The organism is Streptomyces sp. NPDC051322 (assembly GCF_040689485.1).
In the GTDB taxonomy this organism is placed as follows: Bacteria; Actinomycetota; Actinomycetes; order Streptomycetales; family Streptomycetaceae; genus Streptomyces.
This window is the reverse complement of record NZ_JBFBAK010000011.1, coordinates 109,593-128,784: the sequence shown is the minus strand read 5'-3', so window position 1 is coordinate 128,784 and position 19,192 is coordinate 109,593. Positions and strand designations below refer to the sequence as shown.

19 protein-coding genes are annotated in these 19,192 nt (G+C 70.3%); 7 read left to right on the top strand and 12 right to left on the bottom strand.

Translation table 11 applies throughout. The features are described from left to right. Positions 1–3: 3 nt before the first annotated feature. From AB0436_RS24975 to AB0436_RS24950, 6 genes are all read right to left on the bottom strand, one after another. Positions 4–1,533 carry an MFS transporter gene (locus tag AB0436_RS24975; RefSeq protein ID WP_366470168.1) on the bottom strand — a complete coding sequence of 510 codons (1,530 nt, stop codon included), beginning with the start codon at positions 1,531–1,533 and terminating at the stop codon, positions 4–6. Further along, entirely contained in the window at positions 1,530–2,081 is a 552-nt protein-coding gene (locus AB0436_RS24970) for a helix-turn-helix domain-containing protein (RefSeq protein ID WP_366470167.1), read from the bottom strand. The genes AB0436_RS24975 and AB0436_RS24970 overlap by 4 nt, the downstream gene beginning before the upstream one ends. Positions 2,082–2,151: 70 nt before the next feature. After that, on the bottom strand, positions 2,152–2,655 hold the full coding sequence (locus tag AB0436_RS24965; RefSeq protein ID WP_366470166.1) for a metallophosphoesterase: 504 nt from the start codon (positions 2,653–2,655) through the stop codon (positions 2,152–2,154). A gap of 19 nt (positions 2,656–2,674) precedes the next feature. Then, positions 2,675–3,646 (bottom strand): aldo/keto reductase, encoded by a 972-nt coding sequence (locus tag AB0436_RS24960; protein ID WP_366470165.1) that lies wholly within the window; start codon positions 3,644–3,646, stop codon positions 2,675–2,677. A gap of 180 nt (positions 3,647–3,826) precedes the next feature. Next, the gene (gene argH, locus AB0436_RS24955; protein ID WP_366470164.1) at positions 3,827–5,257 is read right to left on the bottom strand and encodes an argininosuccinate lyase; all 1,431 of its coding nucleotides are present in this window, start codon (positions 5,255–5,257) and stop codon (positions 3,827–3,829) included. A gap of 54 nt (positions 5,258–5,311) precedes the next feature. Beyond that, complete coding sequence (locus AB0436_RS24950; RefSeq protein ID WP_366470163.1) at positions 5,312–6,508, bottom strand: argininosuccinate synthase; 1,197 nt, start codon at positions 6,506–6,508, stop codon at positions 5,312–5,314. Between the two features lie 138 nt (positions 6,509–6,646). On the opposite strand from AB0436_RS24950, the gene AB0436_RS24945 reads away from it, so the two are divergent. From AB0436_RS24945 to AB0436_RS24935, 3 genes are all read left to right on the top strand, one after another. Beyond that, entirely contained in the window at positions 6,647–7,282 is a 636-nt protein-coding gene (locus AB0436_RS24945; protein ID WP_366470162.1) for a pyridoxamine 5'-phosphate oxidase family protein, read from the top strand. A 46-nt stretch (positions 7,283–7,328) separates the two neighbouring features. Then, positions 7,329–8,354, top strand: a complete 1,026-nt coding sequence (locus AB0436_RS24940) for a bile acid:sodium symporter family protein (RefSeq protein WP_366470161.1) — start codon at positions 7,329–7,331, stop codon at positions 8,352–8,354. A 63-nt stretch (positions 8,355–8,417) separates the two neighbouring features. After that, a complete protein-coding gene (locus tag AB0436_RS24935) occupies positions 8,418–9,131 on the top strand; it encodes a L,D-transpeptidase family protein (protein WP_366470160.1) in 714 nt (237 codons plus the stop codon). 15 nt (positions 9,132–9,146) lie between these two features. On the opposite strand, the gene AB0436_RS24930 is transcribed toward AB0436_RS24935, so the two are convergent. Genes AB0436_RS24930 through argC form a run of 5 tightly spaced genes read right to left on the bottom strand, consistent with a single transcriptional unit; the run spans position 9,147 to position 13,989 of the window. Then, positions 9,147–9,686, bottom strand: coding sequence for an arginine repressor (locus AB0436_RS24930; protein WP_365854482.1), 540 nt, complete (start codon positions 9,684–9,686; stop codon positions 9,147–9,149). A gap of 19 nt (positions 9,687–9,705) precedes the next feature. Continuing rightward, complete coding sequence (locus AB0436_RS24925; RefSeq protein WP_366470159.1) at positions 9,706–10,890, bottom strand: acetylornithine transaminase; 1,185 nt, start codon at positions 10,888–10,890, stop codon at positions 9,706–9,708. Beyond that, positions 10,887–11,816 (bottom strand): acetylglutamate kinase, encoded by a 930-nt coding sequence (gene argB / locus AB0436_RS24920; RefSeq protein WP_366470158.1) that lies wholly within the window; start codon positions 11,814–11,816, stop codon positions 10,887–10,889. The genes AB0436_RS24925 and argB overlap by 4 nt, the downstream gene beginning before the upstream one ends. Then, positions 11,813–12,964 carry a bifunctional glutamate N-acetyltransferase/amino-acid acetyltransferase ArgJ gene (gene argJ, locus AB0436_RS24915; RefSeq protein WP_366470157.1) on the bottom strand — a complete coding sequence of 384 codons (1,152 nt, stop codon included), beginning with the start codon at positions 12,962–12,964 and terminating at the stop codon, positions 11,813–11,815. The genes argB and argJ overlap by 4 nt, the downstream gene beginning before the upstream one ends. Beyond that, positions 12,961–13,989, bottom strand: a complete 1,029-nt coding sequence (gene argC, locus AB0436_RS24910) for an N-acetyl-gamma-glutamyl-phosphate reductase (RefSeq protein WP_366470155.1) — start codon at positions 13,987–13,989, stop codon at positions 12,961–12,963. The genes argJ and argC overlap by 4 nt, the downstream gene beginning before the upstream one ends. 177 nt (positions 13,990–14,166) lie before the next feature. Between argC and AB0436_RS24905 the strand changes: the two genes are divergently transcribed. Both AB0436_RS24905 and AB0436_RS24900 read left to right on the top strand, forming a co-directional pair. After that, a complete protein-coding gene (locus AB0436_RS24905; RefSeq protein ID WP_366470154.1) occupies positions 14,167–14,979 on the top strand; it encodes an SAM-dependent methyltransferase in 813 nt (270 codons plus the stop codon). Positions 14,980–15,029: 50 nt separating this feature from the next. Next, positions 15,030–15,494 (top strand): DUF6314 family protein, encoded by a 465-nt coding sequence (locus AB0436_RS24900; protein WP_366470153.1) that lies wholly within the window; start codon positions 15,030–15,032, stop codon positions 15,492–15,494. Between the two features lie 23 nt (positions 15,495–15,517). Here the strand turns inward: AB0436_RS24900 and AB0436_RS24895 are convergent, their stop codons facing one another. Further along, positions 15,518–16,954: a PLP-dependent aminotransferase family protein gene (locus AB0436_RS24895; protein ID WP_366470152.1), complete on the bottom strand. Its 1,437-nt coding sequence runs from the start codon at positions 16,952–16,954 to the stop codon at positions 15,518–15,520. On the opposite strand from AB0436_RS24895, the gene AB0436_RS24890 reads away from it, so the two are divergent. Next, the gene (locus AB0436_RS24890; RefSeq protein WP_366470151.1) at positions 16,953–17,849 is read left to right on the top strand and encodes a DMT family transporter; all 897 of its coding nucleotides are present in this window, start codon (positions 16,953–16,955) and stop codon (positions 17,847–17,849) included. The genes AB0436_RS24895 and AB0436_RS24890 overlap by 2 nt on opposite strands. 141 nt (positions 17,850–17,990) lie before the next feature. Then, on the top strand, positions 17,991–18,851 hold the full coding sequence (locus AB0436_RS24885) for a 3-hydroxybutyryl-CoA dehydrogenase (RefSeq protein ID WP_366470150.1): 861 nt from the start codon (positions 17,991–17,993) through the stop codon (positions 18,849–18,851). Positions 18,852–19,192: the final 341 nt, after the last annotated feature.

The following is a 19,192-nucleotide window of genomic DNA, read 5'->3' as shown; positions in this document are numbered from 1 at the left end:
CTGTCAGACGTCGAGTTTCTGGCCCTTCAACAGGTGCCAGGCGGTCACCGCGGTGGCGAACAGCACGGCCGAACCGACACCGGCCGCGGCCTCGAAGCCGTGCGTGAAGGCGTCCTGAGCGGATGAGAGCAGGGCGGCGCCCTGTTCGTGCGGCAGCGTCTTCGCCGTTTCGACCGCGCCGCCGAGCGACTCGTGCGCCGCGGCCGCGGCGTCGGCCGGCACGCCGTGCGGGACGGAGAAGCCGCGGTAGATGCCGGTGAGTACCGAGCCGAGCAGGGCGATTCCGAGGGCGGCACCCAGTTCGTACGCCGTCTCCGACACAGCGGAGGCCGCGCCCGCCTGCTCCTTGGGGACGCTGGAGAGGATGACGTCGGAGGTCACGGTGAAGGCCAGGCCGGCGCCGAGGCCGCCGACGAAGAGCGCGAGGCCCAGCGCCACGACGCCGGTGGCGGCGTTGATCGCCACGCAGGCCGCCAGGGCCAGACCCACCGCCGCCAGGCCGCCGGCCACCGCGCTCCGCACCGAGGCTCGGCGGGCCACGCGCCCGGCCAGCAGGCCGGTGCCCACCGCTCCGACCGCCGCCGGCAGTTCGATCAGGCCGGCCTCCAGCGGCGAACGCCCCTGCACCAGTTGGAGGAACTGCGAGAGGAAGAAGACCAGCCCGGAGAGACCGAGGATGGTCAGCAGATCGGCGAGGACCGCCCCGGAGAACCCCCGGTGGTGGAAGAGCCGCATGTCGAGCAGCGGTGACGTCAGGGTGTGCTGACGCCGGACGAACCAGAACAGGGCCAGCACACCGAGCAGCGCGGCCGCCAGGATGTCCCAGCGGAAGCCGTCGACTGCCGCTTCCTTCACCGCGTAGACCACCGCCATGACGCCGATCAGCGAAAGGACGACGCTGATCAGGTCCCACGGTCCGGGACTGGGGTCGCGCGACTCGGGCAGGAGCTTGATCCCCACCACGACGAGAACCGCCATCACCGGCAGGTTGATCAGGAAGACCGAGCCCCACCAGAAGTTCTCCAGCAGAAAGCCGCCGACGACCGGACCGACCGCGGTACCCGCCGAAGCGGCCGCGCCCCAGACACCGACGGCCAGGCTGCGTTCCCTGGGGTCGTGGAAGATGTTGCGGATCAGCGCCAGGGTGGACGGCATCAGGGTGGCACCCGCGACCCCGAGCAGCGCTCTCGCCACGATCATCATTTCCGGGCTCACCGCGTAGGCGTTGAGCGCGGAGACCGCACCGAACGCGAGAGCACCGGTGAGCAGCAGCTTCTTGCGGCCGATACGGTCACCGAGGCTGCCCATGGAGACCAGCAGGCCCGCGATGACGAACGAGTAGATGTCGCCGATCCACAGCAGTTGGGTGCCCGACGGCTTGAGGTCCTCGCTGAGGAAGGGCGTCGCCAGCCCCAGCACGGTCGCGTCGACGGCGACCAGCAGTACGGCGAGTACCAGCACGGCCAGGGCGAGCCAGCGGCCGGCGCTGCCGGTGGACCCGGAGTCCGTGGCCCGGCGGTCGGTACTGGTCATTGCTCCACGCTCCGCTGTGCTCCGCCGAGCAGCAACTCGGCGATCATGTACGAGAAGTCCTTGGCCGCGACCCGGCCGTCCTGAATGGCCCAGGCACAACTGCCGATGAGCCCGTACAGGGCCTCGGTCAGCCAGGCGGGGGTGAGATCGATCCGGATGCCGCCCTCCTGCTGACCGCGCCGGAAGAGCGCGGAAACCCGGGCGTCGAGCCTCGCCCAGCCCTCGTTCACCTCGTCGCCCTCGAAGAGCTGGTTCTCGGTGACGAGGAAGGCGAGCAGTCCGGCCGCGGGCTCCACCTCGGCGATGAAACGCCGCAGTGCGGCGACAGCGGGACCTTCGTCGGTCCGCGCGGCGTCCAGTGCCGCCTCGAACTCCGTGATCCCGAGCTCCTCCAACGCCCTGACCAGTGCGTCACGTCCCGCGAAGTGGCGGTGCAGGGTGGCCCGGCCGATGCCTGCCGCTCTGGCGACCTCGTCCATCGTGGCGGTCGCCCTGCGGGTGAGAAGCGCGGCGGCGGTGCGCAGCACCTGGTCCCGGTCGACAGTCATGAGACGACTATACCTCGAATGAGACATCAGCGTCTCATTCACTACCCCCGTTCAGTATCGGTGACAGGTCTCAGCGTCGTCGGGGCAGCCGGTGCAGACAGACCTCGGCCAGTCGGCTGTCCGACACCTCAGCGGTCATATAGGTGCAGTACGGCTGGCGTCGTCTGTCGGTCGGCGAACCGGGGTTGAGCAGCCGCAGGCCACCCGGCGCCGTGCTGTCCCAGGGGATGTGGCTGTGTCCGAACACCAGGACGTCCAGGCCCGGGAACCGTTCGGCGCACCGCCGCTCGCGGCCCTGCGCGGCTCCGGTCTCGTGCACGACACCGAACCGCAGACCGTCGAGCTCCACCCGCGCCACTTCGGGGAGCCGGGTGCGCAGCTCCGCGCCGTCATTGTTGCCGTACACACCGATGAGCCGTCGCGCGTGCGCTTCGAACAGGTCCAGAGTGGCCGGGTCCACCCAGTCGCCCGCGTGGACTACGGCATCGGCCCGGCCGAGCTCCGCCAGCAGCTGAGCGGGCAGCTCTCTCGCCCGCTTGGGGACGTGGGTGTCGGAGGTCAGCAGCAGCCGCACGGGTCCGGCCCTCCACCGCTCAGTGCCACGGCAGCTTGGCGCGCTGCTGCCAGTAGGCGGTGGGCTCCTCCCGCAGTTCGCCCAGTCTGCCCAGCTGCTCCTCGTCGAGGTCGACCACCGCGGCATGCAGATTGGCCGCCAGCTGAACCGCCGTCGCGGCTCCTGACAGCACCACTCCGGCCCAGGGCCGGCAGAGCACGGCCGCCAGGGCGACCGCGTCGGGAGTCGCACCGGTCTCCTCGGCGATGTCGCGCAGTGGCGCGGGCGCCGCGGGTCCGGCCAGCCGGCCGTTGGCGACGGCCTCCTTGACGATCACGGTCAAGCCCGCGTCGTGCGCCTCGGCCAGGGCGTCGCCGGCCGCCGTGTCCAGCAGGTTGTAGGTGGCCTGGACCGTACTGAAAAGCGGCTCGCCGTCGAACCGGAGAGCGAGGGCGGCCCGGATGGTGTCCGCCTGATCGGGCCCGCTGGTGGAGAAGCCGATGGTGACACCCTCGGCGGCCAGCGCGGCGAGCCGGGCGTGCAGCTCGGTGTCGGTCAGGGCCGGGCTGTCGAGCGTGAGGGAGTGGATCTGGTACAGATCCAGCCGGTCTCCCAGCAGCATCCCGGTCTCGGTGCGCTGGCGGTCGAAGCTCGCCACCCCGTGGTCCTTCACCTCGTGGGCGTCCGCGTCGGAACGCCAGTCGGCGGTGTAGGTGTAACCCCATTTGCTACCGATCACCACGTCCTGGACGGCCGGGCGGGCGCGCAGCCAGTCGGCCAGAAATGCCTCGGCACGGCCGTAGGAGCGGGCGGCGTCGAAGTAGCGGACGCCCTGCGCGTAGGCGGCGTCGAGCAGTTCGTGGGTCCGTGCCAGCAGAGCGTCGGGGGTACGTTCGGCGGGCAGGTCCCGGTCACGGCCCAGGTTGATGTATCCGGGCCTGCCGACGGCGGCCAGGCCGAGTCCGATGTGGGCCGTGGGGGTGGTCGCTGCCTTGAGGCGGGCGAAGGGCATCGCGTGGCTCCCTGCGCGGGTCGGTGACTACGGTCCCTTTCACCCCTACCCACGAAGGCCGATCTACCCACGAACGCCGATCGACCCACGAACAGGGATCTGCCCACGAACCCCGACAGCGGCGTCCGGCACCCCGGGGAAAGGTGCCGGACGCCGCCGGGTGAGGCCGCCGCGGAGTGCCTACCGCTTCTTCGCCGTGGCCCAGGCATGCTGGATCACCAGGTTGGCCTTGACCTCGATGAGCTGTACGGCGACCGCAGAAGGGGCCGTGCCGCCGCGTCCGCTGCGGGCGGCCAGCGCGCCCGGGACGTTCAGCACCGAGCGCACCTCGGGAGTGAGGTGCTCGGAGATCTTCGCGAACTGTTCGTCGGTGAGCTGGTCCAGTTCGATGTCGTGCCGCTCGCACTCCTTGACGCACTCGCCGGCCACTTCGTGCGCGACCCGGAACGGCACGCCCTGCTTGACCAGCCACTCCGCGATGTCGGTCGCGAGGGAGAAGCCGGCCGGGGCCAGTTCTTCGAGGCGGTCCCGGTGCACGGTCAGCGTCGCCATCATCCCGGTGAAGGCCGGCAGCAGAACCTCCAGCTGGTCGCAGGAGTCGAAGACCGGCTCCTTGTCCTCCTGGAGATCGCGGTTGTAGGCGAGCGGCAGGGCCTTGAGCGTGGCCATCAGCCCGGTGAGATTGCCGATCAGCCGGCCCGACTTGCCGCGCGCCAGCTCGGCGATGTCCGGGTTCTTCTTCTGCGGCATGATCGACGAGCCGGTCGAGAAGGCGTCGTGCAGGGTCACGAAGGAGAACTCCTTCGTGTTCCAGATGATGATCTCCTCGGCGATCCTGGAGAGGTTGACGCCGATCATCGCCGTGATGAAGGCGAACTCGGCGACGAAGTCACGGGATGCCGTGCCGTCCATGGAGTTGCCCGACGAGCCGTGTTCGAAGCCGAGGTCCTGGGCCACCGCCTCGGGGTCCAGGCCCAGCGACGACCCGGCAAGCGCGCCCGAGCCGTAGGGCGACACCGCGGTCCGCTCGTCCCACTGCCGCAGCCGCTCGGCGTCCCGGGAGAGGGCCTGTGCGTGGGCCAGCACGTGGTGGGCGAAGAGCACCGGCTGGGCGTGCTGCAGGTGCGTGCGGCCGGGCATGGCGACGTCGGGGTGCGCCTCGGCGAGGCCGACCAGCGCGTCCTGGAGGTCGGCGATCAGTCCACCGATGATCCGGGCGTGGTCGCGCAGATACATCCGGAAGAGCGTGGCGATCTGGTCGTTGCGGGACCGGCCGGCCCGCAGTTTGCCGCCGAGGTCGGGGCCGAGCCGCTCGAGCAGACCGCGCTCCAGGGCGGTGTGCACGTCCTCGTCGGCGATGGTCCCGGTGAACGATCCGTCGGCGACGTCCGACTCGAGCCGGTCGAGGCCCGCGTGCATCCGGGTCAGTTCGTCCGTGGTGAGCAGGCCCGCCTTGTGCAGCGCACGTGCGTGGGCGCGGGAACCGGCGATGTCGTACGGCGCGAGTCGCCAGTCGAAGTGGACCGATGCGGACAGGTTCGCCAGCGCCTCGGCGGGGCCGTCGGCGAAACGGGCGCCCCAGAGCCGGACGTCACCGGTGTTGCTGCTCACTGCGTTGCTCCTCAAGGGGATGTCGTACGTTACGGCGGGCCGGGATCTGCGGGTTCAGGGCCGCAGGTCGCGCCGGGCGGCGATCTTCGAGGAGAGGCCGAAGATCTCGATGAAGCCCTGCGCCTTGGACTGGTCGAAAGTATCGCCCGAGTCGTACGTCGCCAGGTTGAAGTCGTACAGCGACTCGCTGGACCTCCGCCCGGTGACCACGGCGCGGCCACCGTGCAGGGTCATCCGGATGTCGCCCGTCACGTACTGGTTCGCCTCGTTGATGAAGCCGTCCAGGGCCCGCTTGAGCGGGGAGAACCACAGGCCGTCGTAGACCAGCTCGCCCCAGCGCTGCTCGACCTGCCGCTTGTAGCGGGCGAGTTCACGCTCGACGGTGACGTTCTCCAGCTCCTGGTGGGCGGTGATCAGCGCGATGGCGCCGGGCGCCTCGTAGATCTCCCGGGACTTGATGCCGACGAGACGGTCCTCGACCATGTCGATCCGGCCGATGCCCTGCGCGCCGGCCCGCTCGTTGAGCTGCTGGATCGCCTGCAGAACGGTGACCGGCTCGCCGTCGATGGCGACCGGGACGCCTGACTCGAAGGAGATGACGACCTCGTCGGCCTCCCGCGGCGCGGCCGGGTTCTCGGTGTACTCGTACACATCCTCGATCGGCGCGTTCCAGATGTCCTCCAGGAACCCCGTCTCGACGGCCCGTCCGAAGACGTTCTGGTCGATGGAGTACGGGGACTTCTTGGACGTCGCGATCGGCAGGTTGTTCGCCTCGCAGAAGGCGATGGCCTTGTCCCGGGTCATCGCGTAGTCGCGGACCGGAGCGATGCACTTCAGGTCGGGCCCGAGCGCGGTGATGCCTGCCTCGAAACGCACCTGGTCGTTGCCCTTACCGGTGCAGCCGTGGGCGACCGTGGTGGCGCCGTGCTTGTTGGCCGCGGCGACGAGGTGCTTGACGATGGCGGGCCGCGAGAGCGCGGACACCAGCGGATAGCGGTCCATGTAGAGGGCGTTGGCCTTGATCGCCGGGAGGCAGTACTCGTCGGCGAACTCGTCCTTGGCGTCGGCGACCTCGGCCTCGACGGCACCGCAGGCGATGGCGCGCTTCCGGATGACGTCCAGGTCCTCGCCGCCCTGGCCGACGTCCACCGCGACGGCGATGACCTCCGCACCCGTCTCCTCGGCGATCCAGCCGATGGCCACGGACGTGTCCAGGCCTCCCGAGTAGGCGAGTACGACGCGCTCGGTCACGGGTTTCTCCTCACGGTGCGACCACTGATGGGTATAACTATGCAGTGCTCCGTATGTTTTGTCAAAGCTCCTCATCCAGCGCGTCCACCACCTGAAATGGCACTCGCGCGGCGGGCGCGGCGGACGATAATCCGCCTCATGGGAAAGACGTACGAGCACATCGACGGACGGCTCAGGACCTTCATCGAGGAGCAGCACATATTCTTCGCCGCGACCGCTCCGCTGGACGGCGACGGCACCGTCAACCTCTCCCCCAAGGGCGTCAGCGGCTCCTTCGCGGTCATCGACGAACAGACGGTGGCCTATCTGGACTTCGCGGGAAGCAACGCGGAGACCGTCGCCCACCTCCGGGAGAACGGCCGCATCACGCTGATGTGGTGCGCCTTCCAGGGCCCACCCAACATCGTGCGGGTGCACGGCCGGGGAGAGCCGGTCTTCCGCGACGACCCGCGCTTCCGCGACCTGCTCCGGCACTTCCCCGGCGTCGACCCCACCCTGCACGGACTGCGCGCGGTCATCGTGGTGACGGCCGAGCTCATCCGGGACACCTGCGGTTACGCGGTTCCTTTCATGACCTACGACGAGGACCGGGACCTGCACGCCAAGCGGTTCGCGCGTGATGACGACGTCTCACTCAGTGAGTACTTCGAGAAGAAGGAGCACGTGGCCCGGAGCATCGACGGGCTCCCGGGGCTGCCTCTGCCGTTGCCCGTGCTGCCGTCCGCTCCCAGGAGCACGGACGGAGCCGGAGAGACCGTTGTAGGGACCACATAACGAGACGGTGTTGCGGAGCGGTACGGCAACGGCGTTCCATCGCGGCGTGCAAACCGAACACGCGCTCCCCCGCTCCGCAGACTCCACCGACCGCGCCGCTCGCCTCGCGGTCACGGTCTTTCCCGTGCTCGTCCTGGTGGCGGGCGCCATCGGCCTGGCCTCGCCCGGCACCTTCGCGAACTGGGGCGTGTCCGTGCCGTATCTCCTGGGCGTCGTCATGTTCTGCATGGGCCTGACGATGACCAAGGTGGACTTCCAGGGAGTGGCGAAACGGCCGTGGGCGGTGGGACTCGGTCTCGTCGCGCACTACGTGATCATGCCCGGTCTCGGCTGGCTGATCGCCCATGCGCTGCACCTGTCCCCGCAGCTGGCGGCCGGCGTGATCCTGGTCGGCTGCGCGCCGAGCGGCACGGCGTCCAACGTGGTCACCTATCTGGCCCGCGGGGACGTGGCGCTGTCGGTGTCGGTGGCCACCGTCTCGACCATCGTCGCCCCGCTGGTGACGCCGCCGCTGACGCTACTGCTGGCCGGTACCTACCTGCCCGTCGACGCCGGCTCGATGATGACGGACATCCTCAAGACCGTGCTGCTGCCGGTGCTCGCCGGGCTGGCCGTGCGGTTCCTGGCCGGCAGGTACATCGACCGGCTGCTCGGCGCGCTGCCGTGGCTCTCGGCCGGCACGGTGGCCGTCATCGTCGCTGTGGTGGTCGGTGGCAGCGCCGATACGATCAAGTCCGCGGCGGCGATGGTGCTGCTCGCGGTGGTGCTGCACAACGGTCTGGGACTGCTGCTGGGCTACGGCGCCGGAAAGGTGGCCGGCCTCGGGAAGCCGGGCAGCCGGGCCATGGCCTTCGAGGTGGGCATGCAGAACTCCGGCCTCGCCGCATCCCTCGCCACCGCGCACTTCAGCCCACTGGCCGCACTGCCCGCGGCGATCTTCTCGGTCTGGCACAACGTGTCGGGCGCCGTGGTCGCTGCCTGGATGGCTCACCGTTCCCGGAAGACCGGGTCTCTCGCCGAGCCGGCCGCCCGGCCCGCTTCGGACACTCCGCCCGCATCACCTGCGAGGTAGCGCGCTGGGCCGTACGGAGCAAGCCGGGGGGCACCCCGGCGCGGCGCTGCATACCGTCCTGGCATGCGCAGATGTCTGCTGATCGGTTCGGTTCTGCTCGCCCTCACGGGCCCCGTCACCGCCCACGCCGCGGCGCACCCCTATGAGGCGCCGCCCCTGCCCGAGACGCTCGCCGATGCCGGCGGCGGTTCCCAGCTGATCACTGCGGAGGCCGCCGACTCCGGTGCCACCACGGGCACCGTCAGCTGGTGGAGCCTGCGGGCCGGCAGCTGGGTGAAGTCCGGCTCGGCGCCGGCCCGCTTCGGGGCCGGCGGCCTCGTCGAGGGAACACTGCGCGAGCAGGGCACCGACACCACGCCCACCGGACTGTACGACCTGCCGTACGCCTTCGGGATCACGGCGGCTCCGGCCGGAACCCGTTATCCCTACCGCCAGGTCACCGGCGCCTCCTGGTGGTGCGAGGACAGCGCGGCCCGCGACTACAACCGCTGGGTGGAGCCCCGGCCGCCCGACTGCCGGGCGGCCGAGGCCGAGCACCTGGTCGGCTACCCGACCCAGTACGCCCGTGCGCTGGTGATCGGCTTCAACTACGACCGGCCGGTGCGGGGGCGGGGAGCCGGAATCTTTCTGCACGTCAACGGCGATGGCCCGACCGCCGGTTGTGTATCCGTACCGGCGGCCGCGATGGACCGCATCCTGGCGTGGGCCGACCCGGGCGGCAGCCCGCACATCGCGATCGGCACCCGCTGGGGCCCGACCGCGCTGACCCGCTACTGAGCTGCCGGGGCCCGCTCAGCGCGGATTCTGCGCGAGGTGCAGCAGATGGTCCGCGAGGGCCTGCCCGCCCGATGGATCGCGGCTGATCAGCATCAGCGTGTCGTCACCGGCGATGGTGCCGAGGATGTCGTGCAATTCGGCCTGATCGATGGCCGAAGCGAGGAACTGCGCCGCGCCGGGCGGCGTACGCAGCACCACCAGATTCGCCGACGCCTCCGCGGAGATCAGCAGTTCGGAGGAGAGCCTGCGCATCCGCTCCTCCTTGGCCGACTCACCGAGCGGGGCCTGCGGGGTCCGGTAACCGCCCTCGCTGGGCACCGCGTAGATCAGCTCGCCGCCGGTGTTGCGGATCTTCACCGCGCCGAGTTCGTCGAGGTCCCTGGAGAGGGTCGCCTGGGTGACGCTCAGCCCGTCGTCGGCGAGCAGTTTCGCGAGCTGGCTCTGCGAGCGGACCGGCTGCCGGTTGAGGATGTCGACGATCCTCCGGTGCCGGGCCGTCCGGGTCTGCGGGACCGACTGTCCATTGTGCTCGGTCTCCTGCTGCGCCTCGGTCATCGTCGCCTCACTCTGCGGATCACTCTTCCCCGTTTGCCTGATCGAGAACGCCGGGCAGCGCCTGGAGGAACGCGTCGACCTCGGTGTCACCGATGATCAGCGGCGGCATCAGCCGTACGACATCGGGGGAGGTCACATTCACCAGGAATCCGGCATCCTGAGCCGCCTGCTGCAGCCGCGCCGCCCGGGACTCGGTGAGCACGATACCCAGCAGCAGCCCCGCGCCACGGACATGGCCGATCAACGGGTGCCCCAGGGACTCGATTCCCACCCGAAGCCGCTCGCCGGTCCGCTTCACGTGGTCGAGGATCCCGTCGGCGGCGATCGTGTCGAGCACCGCGAGACCGGCCGCGCAGGCGACCGGGTTGCCGCCGAAGGTGGTGCCGTGCTGACCCGGGTGCAGCAGTTCGGCCGCCGGGCCGAAGGCCACCGCCGCACCGATCGGCAGCCCGCCACCGAGCCCCTTGGCCAGTGTCACGACGTCGGGCTCCACGCCCTCGTGGGCCTGGTACTCGAACCACTGGCCGGTACGGCCGATGCCGGTCTGGACCTCGTCGAGCACCAGCAGGGTACCGGTGGCCCGGGTGATGTCGCGGGCGGCCCGGAGATAGCCCTTGGGCGGCACGACCGCGCCGTTCTCCCCCTGTACGGGTTCGATGATCACAAAGGCGGTGTTCTCGGTGACGACCGCGCGCAGCGCGTCGGCATCGCCGTACGGGACATGGGTGACCACGCCGGGCAGCGGCTCGAAGCCGTTCTGCTTGGCGGGCTGGCCGGTGAGCGAGAGGGCGCCCATGGTCCGCCCGTGGAAGGCGCCCTGGGTGGCGACCATATGGGTACGCCCGGTCAGCCTGCCGATCTTGAACGCGGCCTCGTTCGCCTCCGCACCCGAGTTGGCGAAGTACACCCGGCCCGGCCGGCCGGAGAGCTGGAGCAGCCGTTCGGCGAGCGCGACCGGCGGCTCGGCGATGTAGAGGTTGGAGACATGGCCGAGCGCGGCGATCTGCCGGGAGACCGCCTCGACGATCGCCGGGTGGGCATGGCCGAGTGCGTTGACCGCGATACCGCCGACCAAGTCGGTGTACGCGGTGCCGTCGGCGTCCCACACGGTGGCGCCCTCGCCGCGTACCAGGGAGAGCTTCGGGGTGCCGTAGTTGTCCATCAGCGCGCCCTGCCAGCGCTGTGCGAGTTCCTCGTTGCTCATGACGCCCCCTCGGTGTCCGTGTCGGTGCTGGTGCTGGTGTCGGAGTCGGGCACCACCATCGTGCCGATTCCCTCGTCGGTGAAGATCTCCAGCAGGATCGAGTGCTGGACCCGCCCGTCGATCACCCGGGCGGTGGTGACCCCGTTGCGCACGGCGAAGAGACAGCCCTGCATCTTCGGGACCATGCCGCTGGCCAGCTCGGGCAGCAGCTTCTCCAGCTGTGTCGCGGTGAGCCGGCTGATGACGTCGTCGCTGTTCGGCCAGTCCTCGTAGAGACCTTCGACGTCGGTGAGCACCATCAGCGTCTCGGCGTTGAGCGCCGCGGCCAGCGCGGCGGCCGCGGTGTCGGCGTTGACGTTGAAGACGTGGTTGTCGTCGGCGCTGCGGGCGATCGAGGAGATGACCGGGATACGGCCGTCGGCGAGCAGCGCCTCGATCGCACCGGTGTCGATCGCGGTGATCTCGCCGACCCGGCCGATGTCCACGGACTCGCCGTCGATCTGCGGGAAGTGCTGGACCGCGGTGATGGTGTGCGCGTCCTCGCCGGTCAGGCCGACGGCGAGCGGCCCGTGCTGGTTGAGCAGTCCGACGAGTTCCCGCTGGACCTGGCCGGCCAGCACCATCCGTACGACGTCCATCGCCTCGGGCGTCGTCACCCGCAGTCCGGCCTTGAACTCGCTGACCAGGCCGTGCCGGTCGAGTTGGGCGCTGATCTGCGGGCCGCCGCCGTGTACGACGACCGGCTTGAGGCCGGCGTGCCGCAGAAAGACCACGTCCTGGGCGAACGCCGCCTTCAGCTCCTCGTCGACCATGGCGTTTCCGCCGAACTTGATGACCACGGTCCTGCCGTGATGGCGTGTCAGCCAGGGCAGCGCCTCGATGAGGATCTGCGCTTTGGGCAGTGCGGTGTGCTTACGGGTGCTCATGAGCTGTACGCGCTGTTCTCGTGGACGTAGTCCGCGGTGAGGTCGTTGGCCCAGATCACGGCCGACGCGCTGCCTGCGGCGAGGTCGGCGGTGATCTTCACCTCCCGGTAGCGCATGTCGACCAGGTCGCGGTCCTCGCCCACTGAACCGTTCTTGCAGACCCAGACACCGTTGATGGCGACATTGAGCGCATCGGGTTCGAAGGCGGCCCGGGTGGTGCCGATGGCGGACAGCACCCGGCCCCAGTTGGGGTCCTCGCCGTGGATCGCGCACTTGAGGAGGTTGTTGCGCGCGATGGACCGGCCCACCTCGACGGCGTCGTCCTCGGTCGCGGCGTTCACCACCTCGATCCGGATGTCCTTGCTGGCGCCTTCCGCATCGCCGATCAGCTGCCGGGCGAGGTCGTCGCAGACCGTACGGACCGCCTCGGCGAACTCCTCGTATCCGGGGATGACGGCGGAGGCTCCCGATGCGAGCAACAGCACCGTGTCGTTGGTGGACATGCAGCCGTCGGAGTCGACCCGGTCGAATGTCGTCCGGGTGGCCGCGCGCAGCGCCTTGTCGAGGGTTTCGGTGTCCAGGTCGGCGTCGGTGGTGAGGACCACCAGCATGGTGGCGAGGCCGGGTGCGAGCATGCCCGCGCCCTTGGCCATGCCGCCGACGGTCCAGCCCTCGCCGCCCGCGACGGCCGTCTTGTGCACGGTGTCGGTGGTCTTGATGGCGATGGCCGCCTTCTCCCCACCGTGCGCGGACAGTTCGGCGGCTGCCTGCTCGATGCCCGGCAGCAGCTTGTCCATGGGCAGCAGCACGCCGATGAGCCCGGTCGACGCGACGGCCACTTCACCGGCGCTCTGCCCGAGCACCTCGGCCGCCTTCTCGGCTGTCGCGTGCGTGTCCTGGAACCCCTTGGGGCCCGTACAGGCGTTGGCCCCACCGGAGTTGAGGACGACGGCGCCGACTGCGCCACCCCTGACGACCTGCTCGGACCAGAGGACGGGGGCGGCCTTGACGCGGTTGGAGGTGAAGACGCCCGCGGCGGCCAGTCGGGGCCCGTTGTTGACCACGAGGGCCAGGTCGGGACCGCCGCTCTCCTTGATTCCGGCAGCGATGCCCGCCGCCGTGAATCCTTTCGCTGCCGTGACGCTCACGGTGCTACTCCGATCGTCGAAAGACCTGTGTCCTCGGAAAGTCCGAGGGCGATGTTCATGCTCTGCAGGGCGCCGCCCGCGGTGCCCTTGGTGAGGTTGTCGATGGCGCTGATCACGATGATCCGGCCGGCCGCCGCGTCATACGCGACCTGGATCTGCACGGCGTTGCAGCCGTACACCGCCCCGGTGGCCGGCCACTGTCCCTCGGGGAGCAGATCGACGAAGGGTTCGTCGGCGAAAGCCTTCTCGTACGCCCGGCGCAGCGCATCGGCGTCCACCCCCGGCTTCGCCTTCGCGCTGCAGGTGGCGAGAATGCCGCGGGGCATCGGCGCGAGGGTCGGTGTGAACGACACGGTGACCGGCTCGCCCGCCGCCGCGCTGAGGTTCTGGATCATCTCGGGGGTGTGCCGGTGACCGCCGCCGACACCGTACGGGGACATGTTGCCCATCACCTCGGAGCCGAGCAGATGCGGCTTCACCGCCTTGCCCGCGCCGGAGGTCCCCGAGGCCGCGACGATCACGGCTTCGGACTCGGCGAGCCCGGCGGCGTACGCCGGGAAGAGCGCCAGCGAAACGGCCGTCGGATAGCAGCCGGGCACGGCGATGCGCTTGGACCCGGCCAGAGCGACCCGGGCGCCCGGAAGTTCGGGCAGCCCGTAGGGCCAGGTCCCGGCGTGCGGGGAGCCGTAGAACCGCTCCCAGTCGCCCGCGTCCGCCAGCCGGAAGTCGGCGCCCATGTCGACCACCAGCACCTCGTCGCCGAGTTGTTCGGCGACGGCGGCGGACTGTCCGTGCGGCAGGGCGAGAAAGACCACATCGTGCCCGGCGAGCACGTCGGCGGTGGTGGGCTGGAGGACCCGGCCGGCCAGCGGACGCAGCTGCGGCTGCAGCGATCCGAGCTGCTGCCCCGCGTTGGAGTGTCCGGTGAGGGCTCCGATCTCGACGTCGGGGTGTCCGAGCAGCAGACGCAGCAGTTCCCCGCCTGCGTATCCACTCGCCCCTGCCACTGCTGCACGTACCGCCACCGAAACCTCCTCGTCGATGGCATGACTATACGCAGTGATGCAGTGTTATGCAACGAGCGATGGAACGGGCCCCGGGCGGCAGCGAAGGCGACCTGACCCATTCGGTGTTCCCCGCGGGCCACGGATCAGTAACCTCGTGCACACACTCCGCACCCGTTGGCCTGGAGGCATCGAACCGTGACCGAGCGACCGTCCTGGGCTCCTCAGGACATTGACATAACCAAGCCCAGCGTCTCCCGGATCTACGACTACTTCCTCGGCGGCTCGCACAACTTCGCGGTCGACCGGGAGGCGGCGGGTGCCGTGCTCCGTGCCATGCCGGGCGCTCCGGCGATCAGCAAGGCCAACCGGGCCGTCATGCACCGGGCGATCCGCTTCGCGCTGGAGCGCGGCATCACCCAGTTCCTGGACATCGGATCCGGCATTCCCACCTTCGGCAGCTCCCACGAAACCGCGCAGACCGCATCCCCCGGCGCCCGTGTCGTCTACGTCGACAACGACCCGGTGGCCGTCGCCCACAGCCGCGCCGTCCTGGACGGCAACGAGCACGCGGCGATCGCCGACGCCGATCTGCGCGATCCGGAGTCCGTCCTGAAACATCCGGAGACCCGCCGGCTCCTGGACTTCGACCGGCCGATAGCGCTGCTGCTCGTCGCCGTCGTGCACTTCCTGCCGGACGAGGAGCACCCGGTGGACGTCATCGCCACCCTGCGGGACGCGCTGGCCCCCGGCAGCGTCATGGTCATCACACACGCCACCCTGGAGAACGGGCCCACTCCGACCGGCCAGCGTGCCGTGCAGGAGGTGTACCAGCGCACCAGCACTCCGCTGATCATGCGCAGCGCCGAAGACCTCGAACCCTTCTTCGCCGGTTTCGACATCGTCCGGCCGGGCATAGTCCCGCTGCCGCACTGGCGCCCCGATGTGCCCTGCGACGAGGACGACCCTGCCGTGCTCCACGGCCTGGCGGGAGTGGGCGTCAAGCCCTGACCGGGGGCGCCCCGGTAGACTCGCCGGGACCTCCGGAGGTGCCACCGACGATGTACCCCGTGCCCGACGTGCTGGCCTATCTCGCCGGAGCCTGGCGGGTCGAGCGGACCGTGCGGGACCTGGCGAGCGGCTCGGCCGGGCACTTCACCGGGCGGACTGTCTTCGATCCGCCGGCCGGACCGGACGGCGGCGGGCTGCTGCATCACGAGTCCGGCACTTTCACCTGGCAGGGCACCGCACGTCCGGCCGAGCGCACGCTTCGCTTCCTCCCCGCGCAGCCCGACGAGGACGGCGCTCGGGGCACCGCACGGGTCCACTTCGCGGACGGGCGGTTCTTTCACGGCCTGGACCTGCGATCGGGGCACCACATCGCCGACCATCCCTGCAGCGCGGACCTCTACCGGGGAGAATTCACCGCATACGCCCCCGGACGCTGGCGCAGCGTCTGGCGGGTCGAGGGACCGGCCAAGGACTTGCTGCTGACCACGGAGTACACCCGCGAACGAGATGACTGACCGGGGCAGGGCAGGCACGGCGGTCAGTGGAGCACCTCGTCGCAGGCGACGCGCAGCCGCCGTACCCCCTCGATGATCTCACCGGGGCCGGCCACCCCGGCGAAGCTGAGCCGCAGGTGCGGTGCCGGCGGTTCGGCGGAGAAGTAGGGGCGGCCCGGCGCCACGGCGACACCCGCCCGCAGGGCTGCGGAGACCAGTCCCCGCTCGTCCGATCCGTCCGGCGGCCGGAGCCAGAGGTGATAGCCGCCGGTGGGAACGTGCGGCAGCGAGAGTTCCGGGACGTCCCGGCGCAGCGCGCCGGCCAGGGTGTCCCTGCGGTCCCTCAACTCCCCTGCCACGGTCCGCAGATGACGGCTCCAGGCGGGCGATCCGACGAGTTCCAGGGTGGCTTCCTGCAGCGGGCGGGCGACGAAGAAGCTCTCGACCACCTGGATGGCACGCAGCCGTTCGAGGACAGGGCCGCGGGCCGCCAGCGCGCCCACCCGCAGGCTCGGCGAGGTGGCCTTGGTGAGCGAGCAGACGTGCACCACCACACCGTGCCGGTCGTCAGTGGCGAGCGGTGGCGGAAGCGGCCCGGCGTCCTGGTGGACCAGTCGGCGTACGAAGTCGTCCTCCACTACGAACGCCCCGGCCTCCCGGGCGATCCGCAGCACTTCGGGCCGGCGCGCCGGGCTGAGTACCGCACCGGTCGGGTTCTGGAAGAGCGGCTGGCAGACGAAGACTCGGGCGCCGGTCGCCCGGAAGGCGGTGGCGAGCAGTTCGGGACGCACCCCCTCGGAGTCCACCGGGACCGGAACGGGACGCAGCCCCGCGGCCCGGGCGATGGCCAGCATGCCCGGGTAGGTGGGCGATTCGACGAGTACCGGGGCGCCGGGCGGGGCCAGGGCGCGCAGGGTGGTGGTCAGGGCGCTCTGGCCGCCCGCGGTGATCAGCACCTCCGCTGCGGTGATCGCTCCGCCGATGCCGCGTGCGAACCACTCCCGGAGCTCGGGGATCCCGTCCATCGGGGGCCGGCCCCAGGCGCCGGGCCGGCGCCCGGCCCGGGCGAGGGCCGCGGACATCGCCTGCTCGGGCTGCAGCGAGGCATGGAGGTAACCGCTGTTGAACTCGACGATTCCCGGGGCCGGCGCGGCAAGGGTGGCCAGCACGCCCGAGGCGTCGACGGCGCGCGGCACCGCGTCGGTGGCCCCGTCGGCGCTGAGCGCGACCTCCTGCCAGGAGGTGTCGCCCGGCGCCGGGGTGTCCGTGCGGGGCCGGGCACGGAACACTCCGGCACCCGGGCGGGTCACCACCAGTCCTTCGGCGGCCAGCTGGGCGAGCGCCCGGGCAACCGTCACCGGGCTGACCCGGTGGGTCTCCACCATGGCCCGGCTCGACGGCAGCTTTCCGTCCACCGGATAGCGGTCGAGCTCCGCTTTCAGAGATTTCACCAGCTCGTCGACGCTGCTACGCTGATTCATGACAGTACAGAATAGCGCTACCGCCGAGGCGCCGATAGCAGTGGGCGGCACCGCCCTCGCCGCTCTGGGTGTGGTCGCCTTCTCGCTCACCTTTCCCGCGACGGCCTGGGGCCTGGAGGGTTTCGGCCCGTGGTCCCTGGTCGCGGTGCGGTGTGTGCTGGCGGCGCTGATAGCCGGTGCCGCGCTGATCGCACTGCGCGCCCCGGTGCCCGAGCGCCGGCAGTGGGCCGGTCTCGCCGTGGTCGCCGGCGGCGTGGTCGTCGGCTTTCCGTTGCTCACCACGCTGGCTCTGCAGACCTCGACGACCTCGCATGCGGCCGTCGTGGTGGGCCTGCTTCCCCTCACCACGGCCGCCTTCTCCGTCGTCCGGACCGGTTCGCGACCTTCCCGCACCTTCTGGGTCTCCGCGCTGGCCGGCGCCGCTGTGGTGATTATCTTCACCGTCGAGCAATCCGGTGGCGCCCTCTCCACCGGTGACATGTATCTCTTCGGCGCGCTGCTCGTCTGCGCCGCGGGCTACACCGAGGGGGGACGGCTGGCCCGGGAGATGCCGGGCTGGCGGGTCATCGGCTGGGCGCTGATCCTCTGTCTGCCGTTGGCCATCCCGGCTGCGGCCGTCGCGCTCGCGATCGAACCTGTGCATGTCACGGCTCACAGCATCGCCGGGGTCGCCTGGGTGGCGGCCGGTTCACAGTTTCTCGGCCTGGTGGTCTGGTACCGGGGGATGGCGGACATCGGGGTGGCCAAGGCCAGCCAGCTGCAGCTCGGACAGCCGCTGCTGACGCTGGTCTGGTCGGTGGTGCTGCTCGGCGAGCGGCTACCGGTGGCCGCTCCGGTGGCAGCCGTCGCGGTACTGGTGTGCATCGCGGTCACCCAGCGGTCACGGACGCGATAGGCGGCTATGACCGTTATACGCGGTTAGCGACGGTTAACCCGGGGCGTCATCGGGCCGCAGGTCAGGAGTAACGTTCTGGGGCCGGGCGGGCGCCGGGATCTTACGGGGGACTCGTCCGCGACGATCTGCGAAAGGCTGGATGTGACCGACATCGAACGCGTCGGAGTAGTGGGCTGTGGCCAGATGGGCGCGGGAATCGCAGAGGTCTGCGCCCGCAGCGGCCTCCAGGTGACGGTTGCCGAGACCACTGGCGAGGCCCTGGAAATAGGCCGCACCCGGCTCCAGAACTCTCTCTCGAAGGCCGCCGAACGCGGCAAGATCACCGAGGAGGAGCTCGACGCGACGCTCGGTCGGCTCAGCTTCACCACCGACCTCGGGGAGTTCGCCGACCGCGATCTCGTCATCGAGGCCGTGGTGGAGAACGAGCAGGTCAAGACGGAGATCTTCCAGGTACTCGATCAGGTGGTGACCCGGCAGGACGCGATCCTGGCCTCCAACACCTCGTCCATTCCGCTGGTGAAGCTGGCCGTCGCGACATCCCGTCCCGACCAGGTCATCGGGATCCACTTCTTCAACCCGGCCCCGGTGCAGCAGCTGGTCGAGCTGATCCCGGCTCTGACCACGTCCGACGAGACGGTGAAACGCTCCGAGGCGCTGGTTCAGGACATACTCGGCAAGCACGCGATCCGCGCCCAGGACCGCTCGGGCTTCGTGGTCAACGCGCTGCTCATCCCGTATCTGCTCTCCGCGATCAGGATGTTCGAGTCGGGCATCGCGAGCCGCGAGGACATCGACAACGGGATGGAGATGGGCTGTGCCCATCCGATGGGCCCGCTGAAGCTCGCCGATCTGATCGGTCTGGACACCGTCGCCTCGGTCGCGGACTCGATGTACGCCGAGTACAAGGAGCCGCTGTACGCCGCTCCCCCGCTGCTCCAGCGGATGGTCGACGCGGGGCGGCTCGGCCGGAAGACGGGGTCGGGCTTCTACCCGTACGGCTGACCGCCCGTCCGCGGGCCCGGCGCTCACGCCGCCGGGCCCGCCGGGGCACGTTCCCCGAGGTCAGGACCGTGTGCGGCCCCGAAAAGCCTCGTCTGCTACGCAGCGTCATGACGGCGCTTGCGGCCAATCGCCGTGCACCGTGCAGCCCAGCCGGCACGGCAAGAGGGCAGAGGGACACCGGGGCGCCTGTCGCCTCCCCGGCTCTTGCTTTCCTCCTTCTCCTACCGTCAGTGCGGCGCCAGTCGGAGCGTCGGGACAGGAGACTCGGCCGTCCGAGTCCATTCCCTCAGGTTCTCGGGGTTGCCCACGAGCTATACGGCCTCACCGTTTGCTCCCGACCG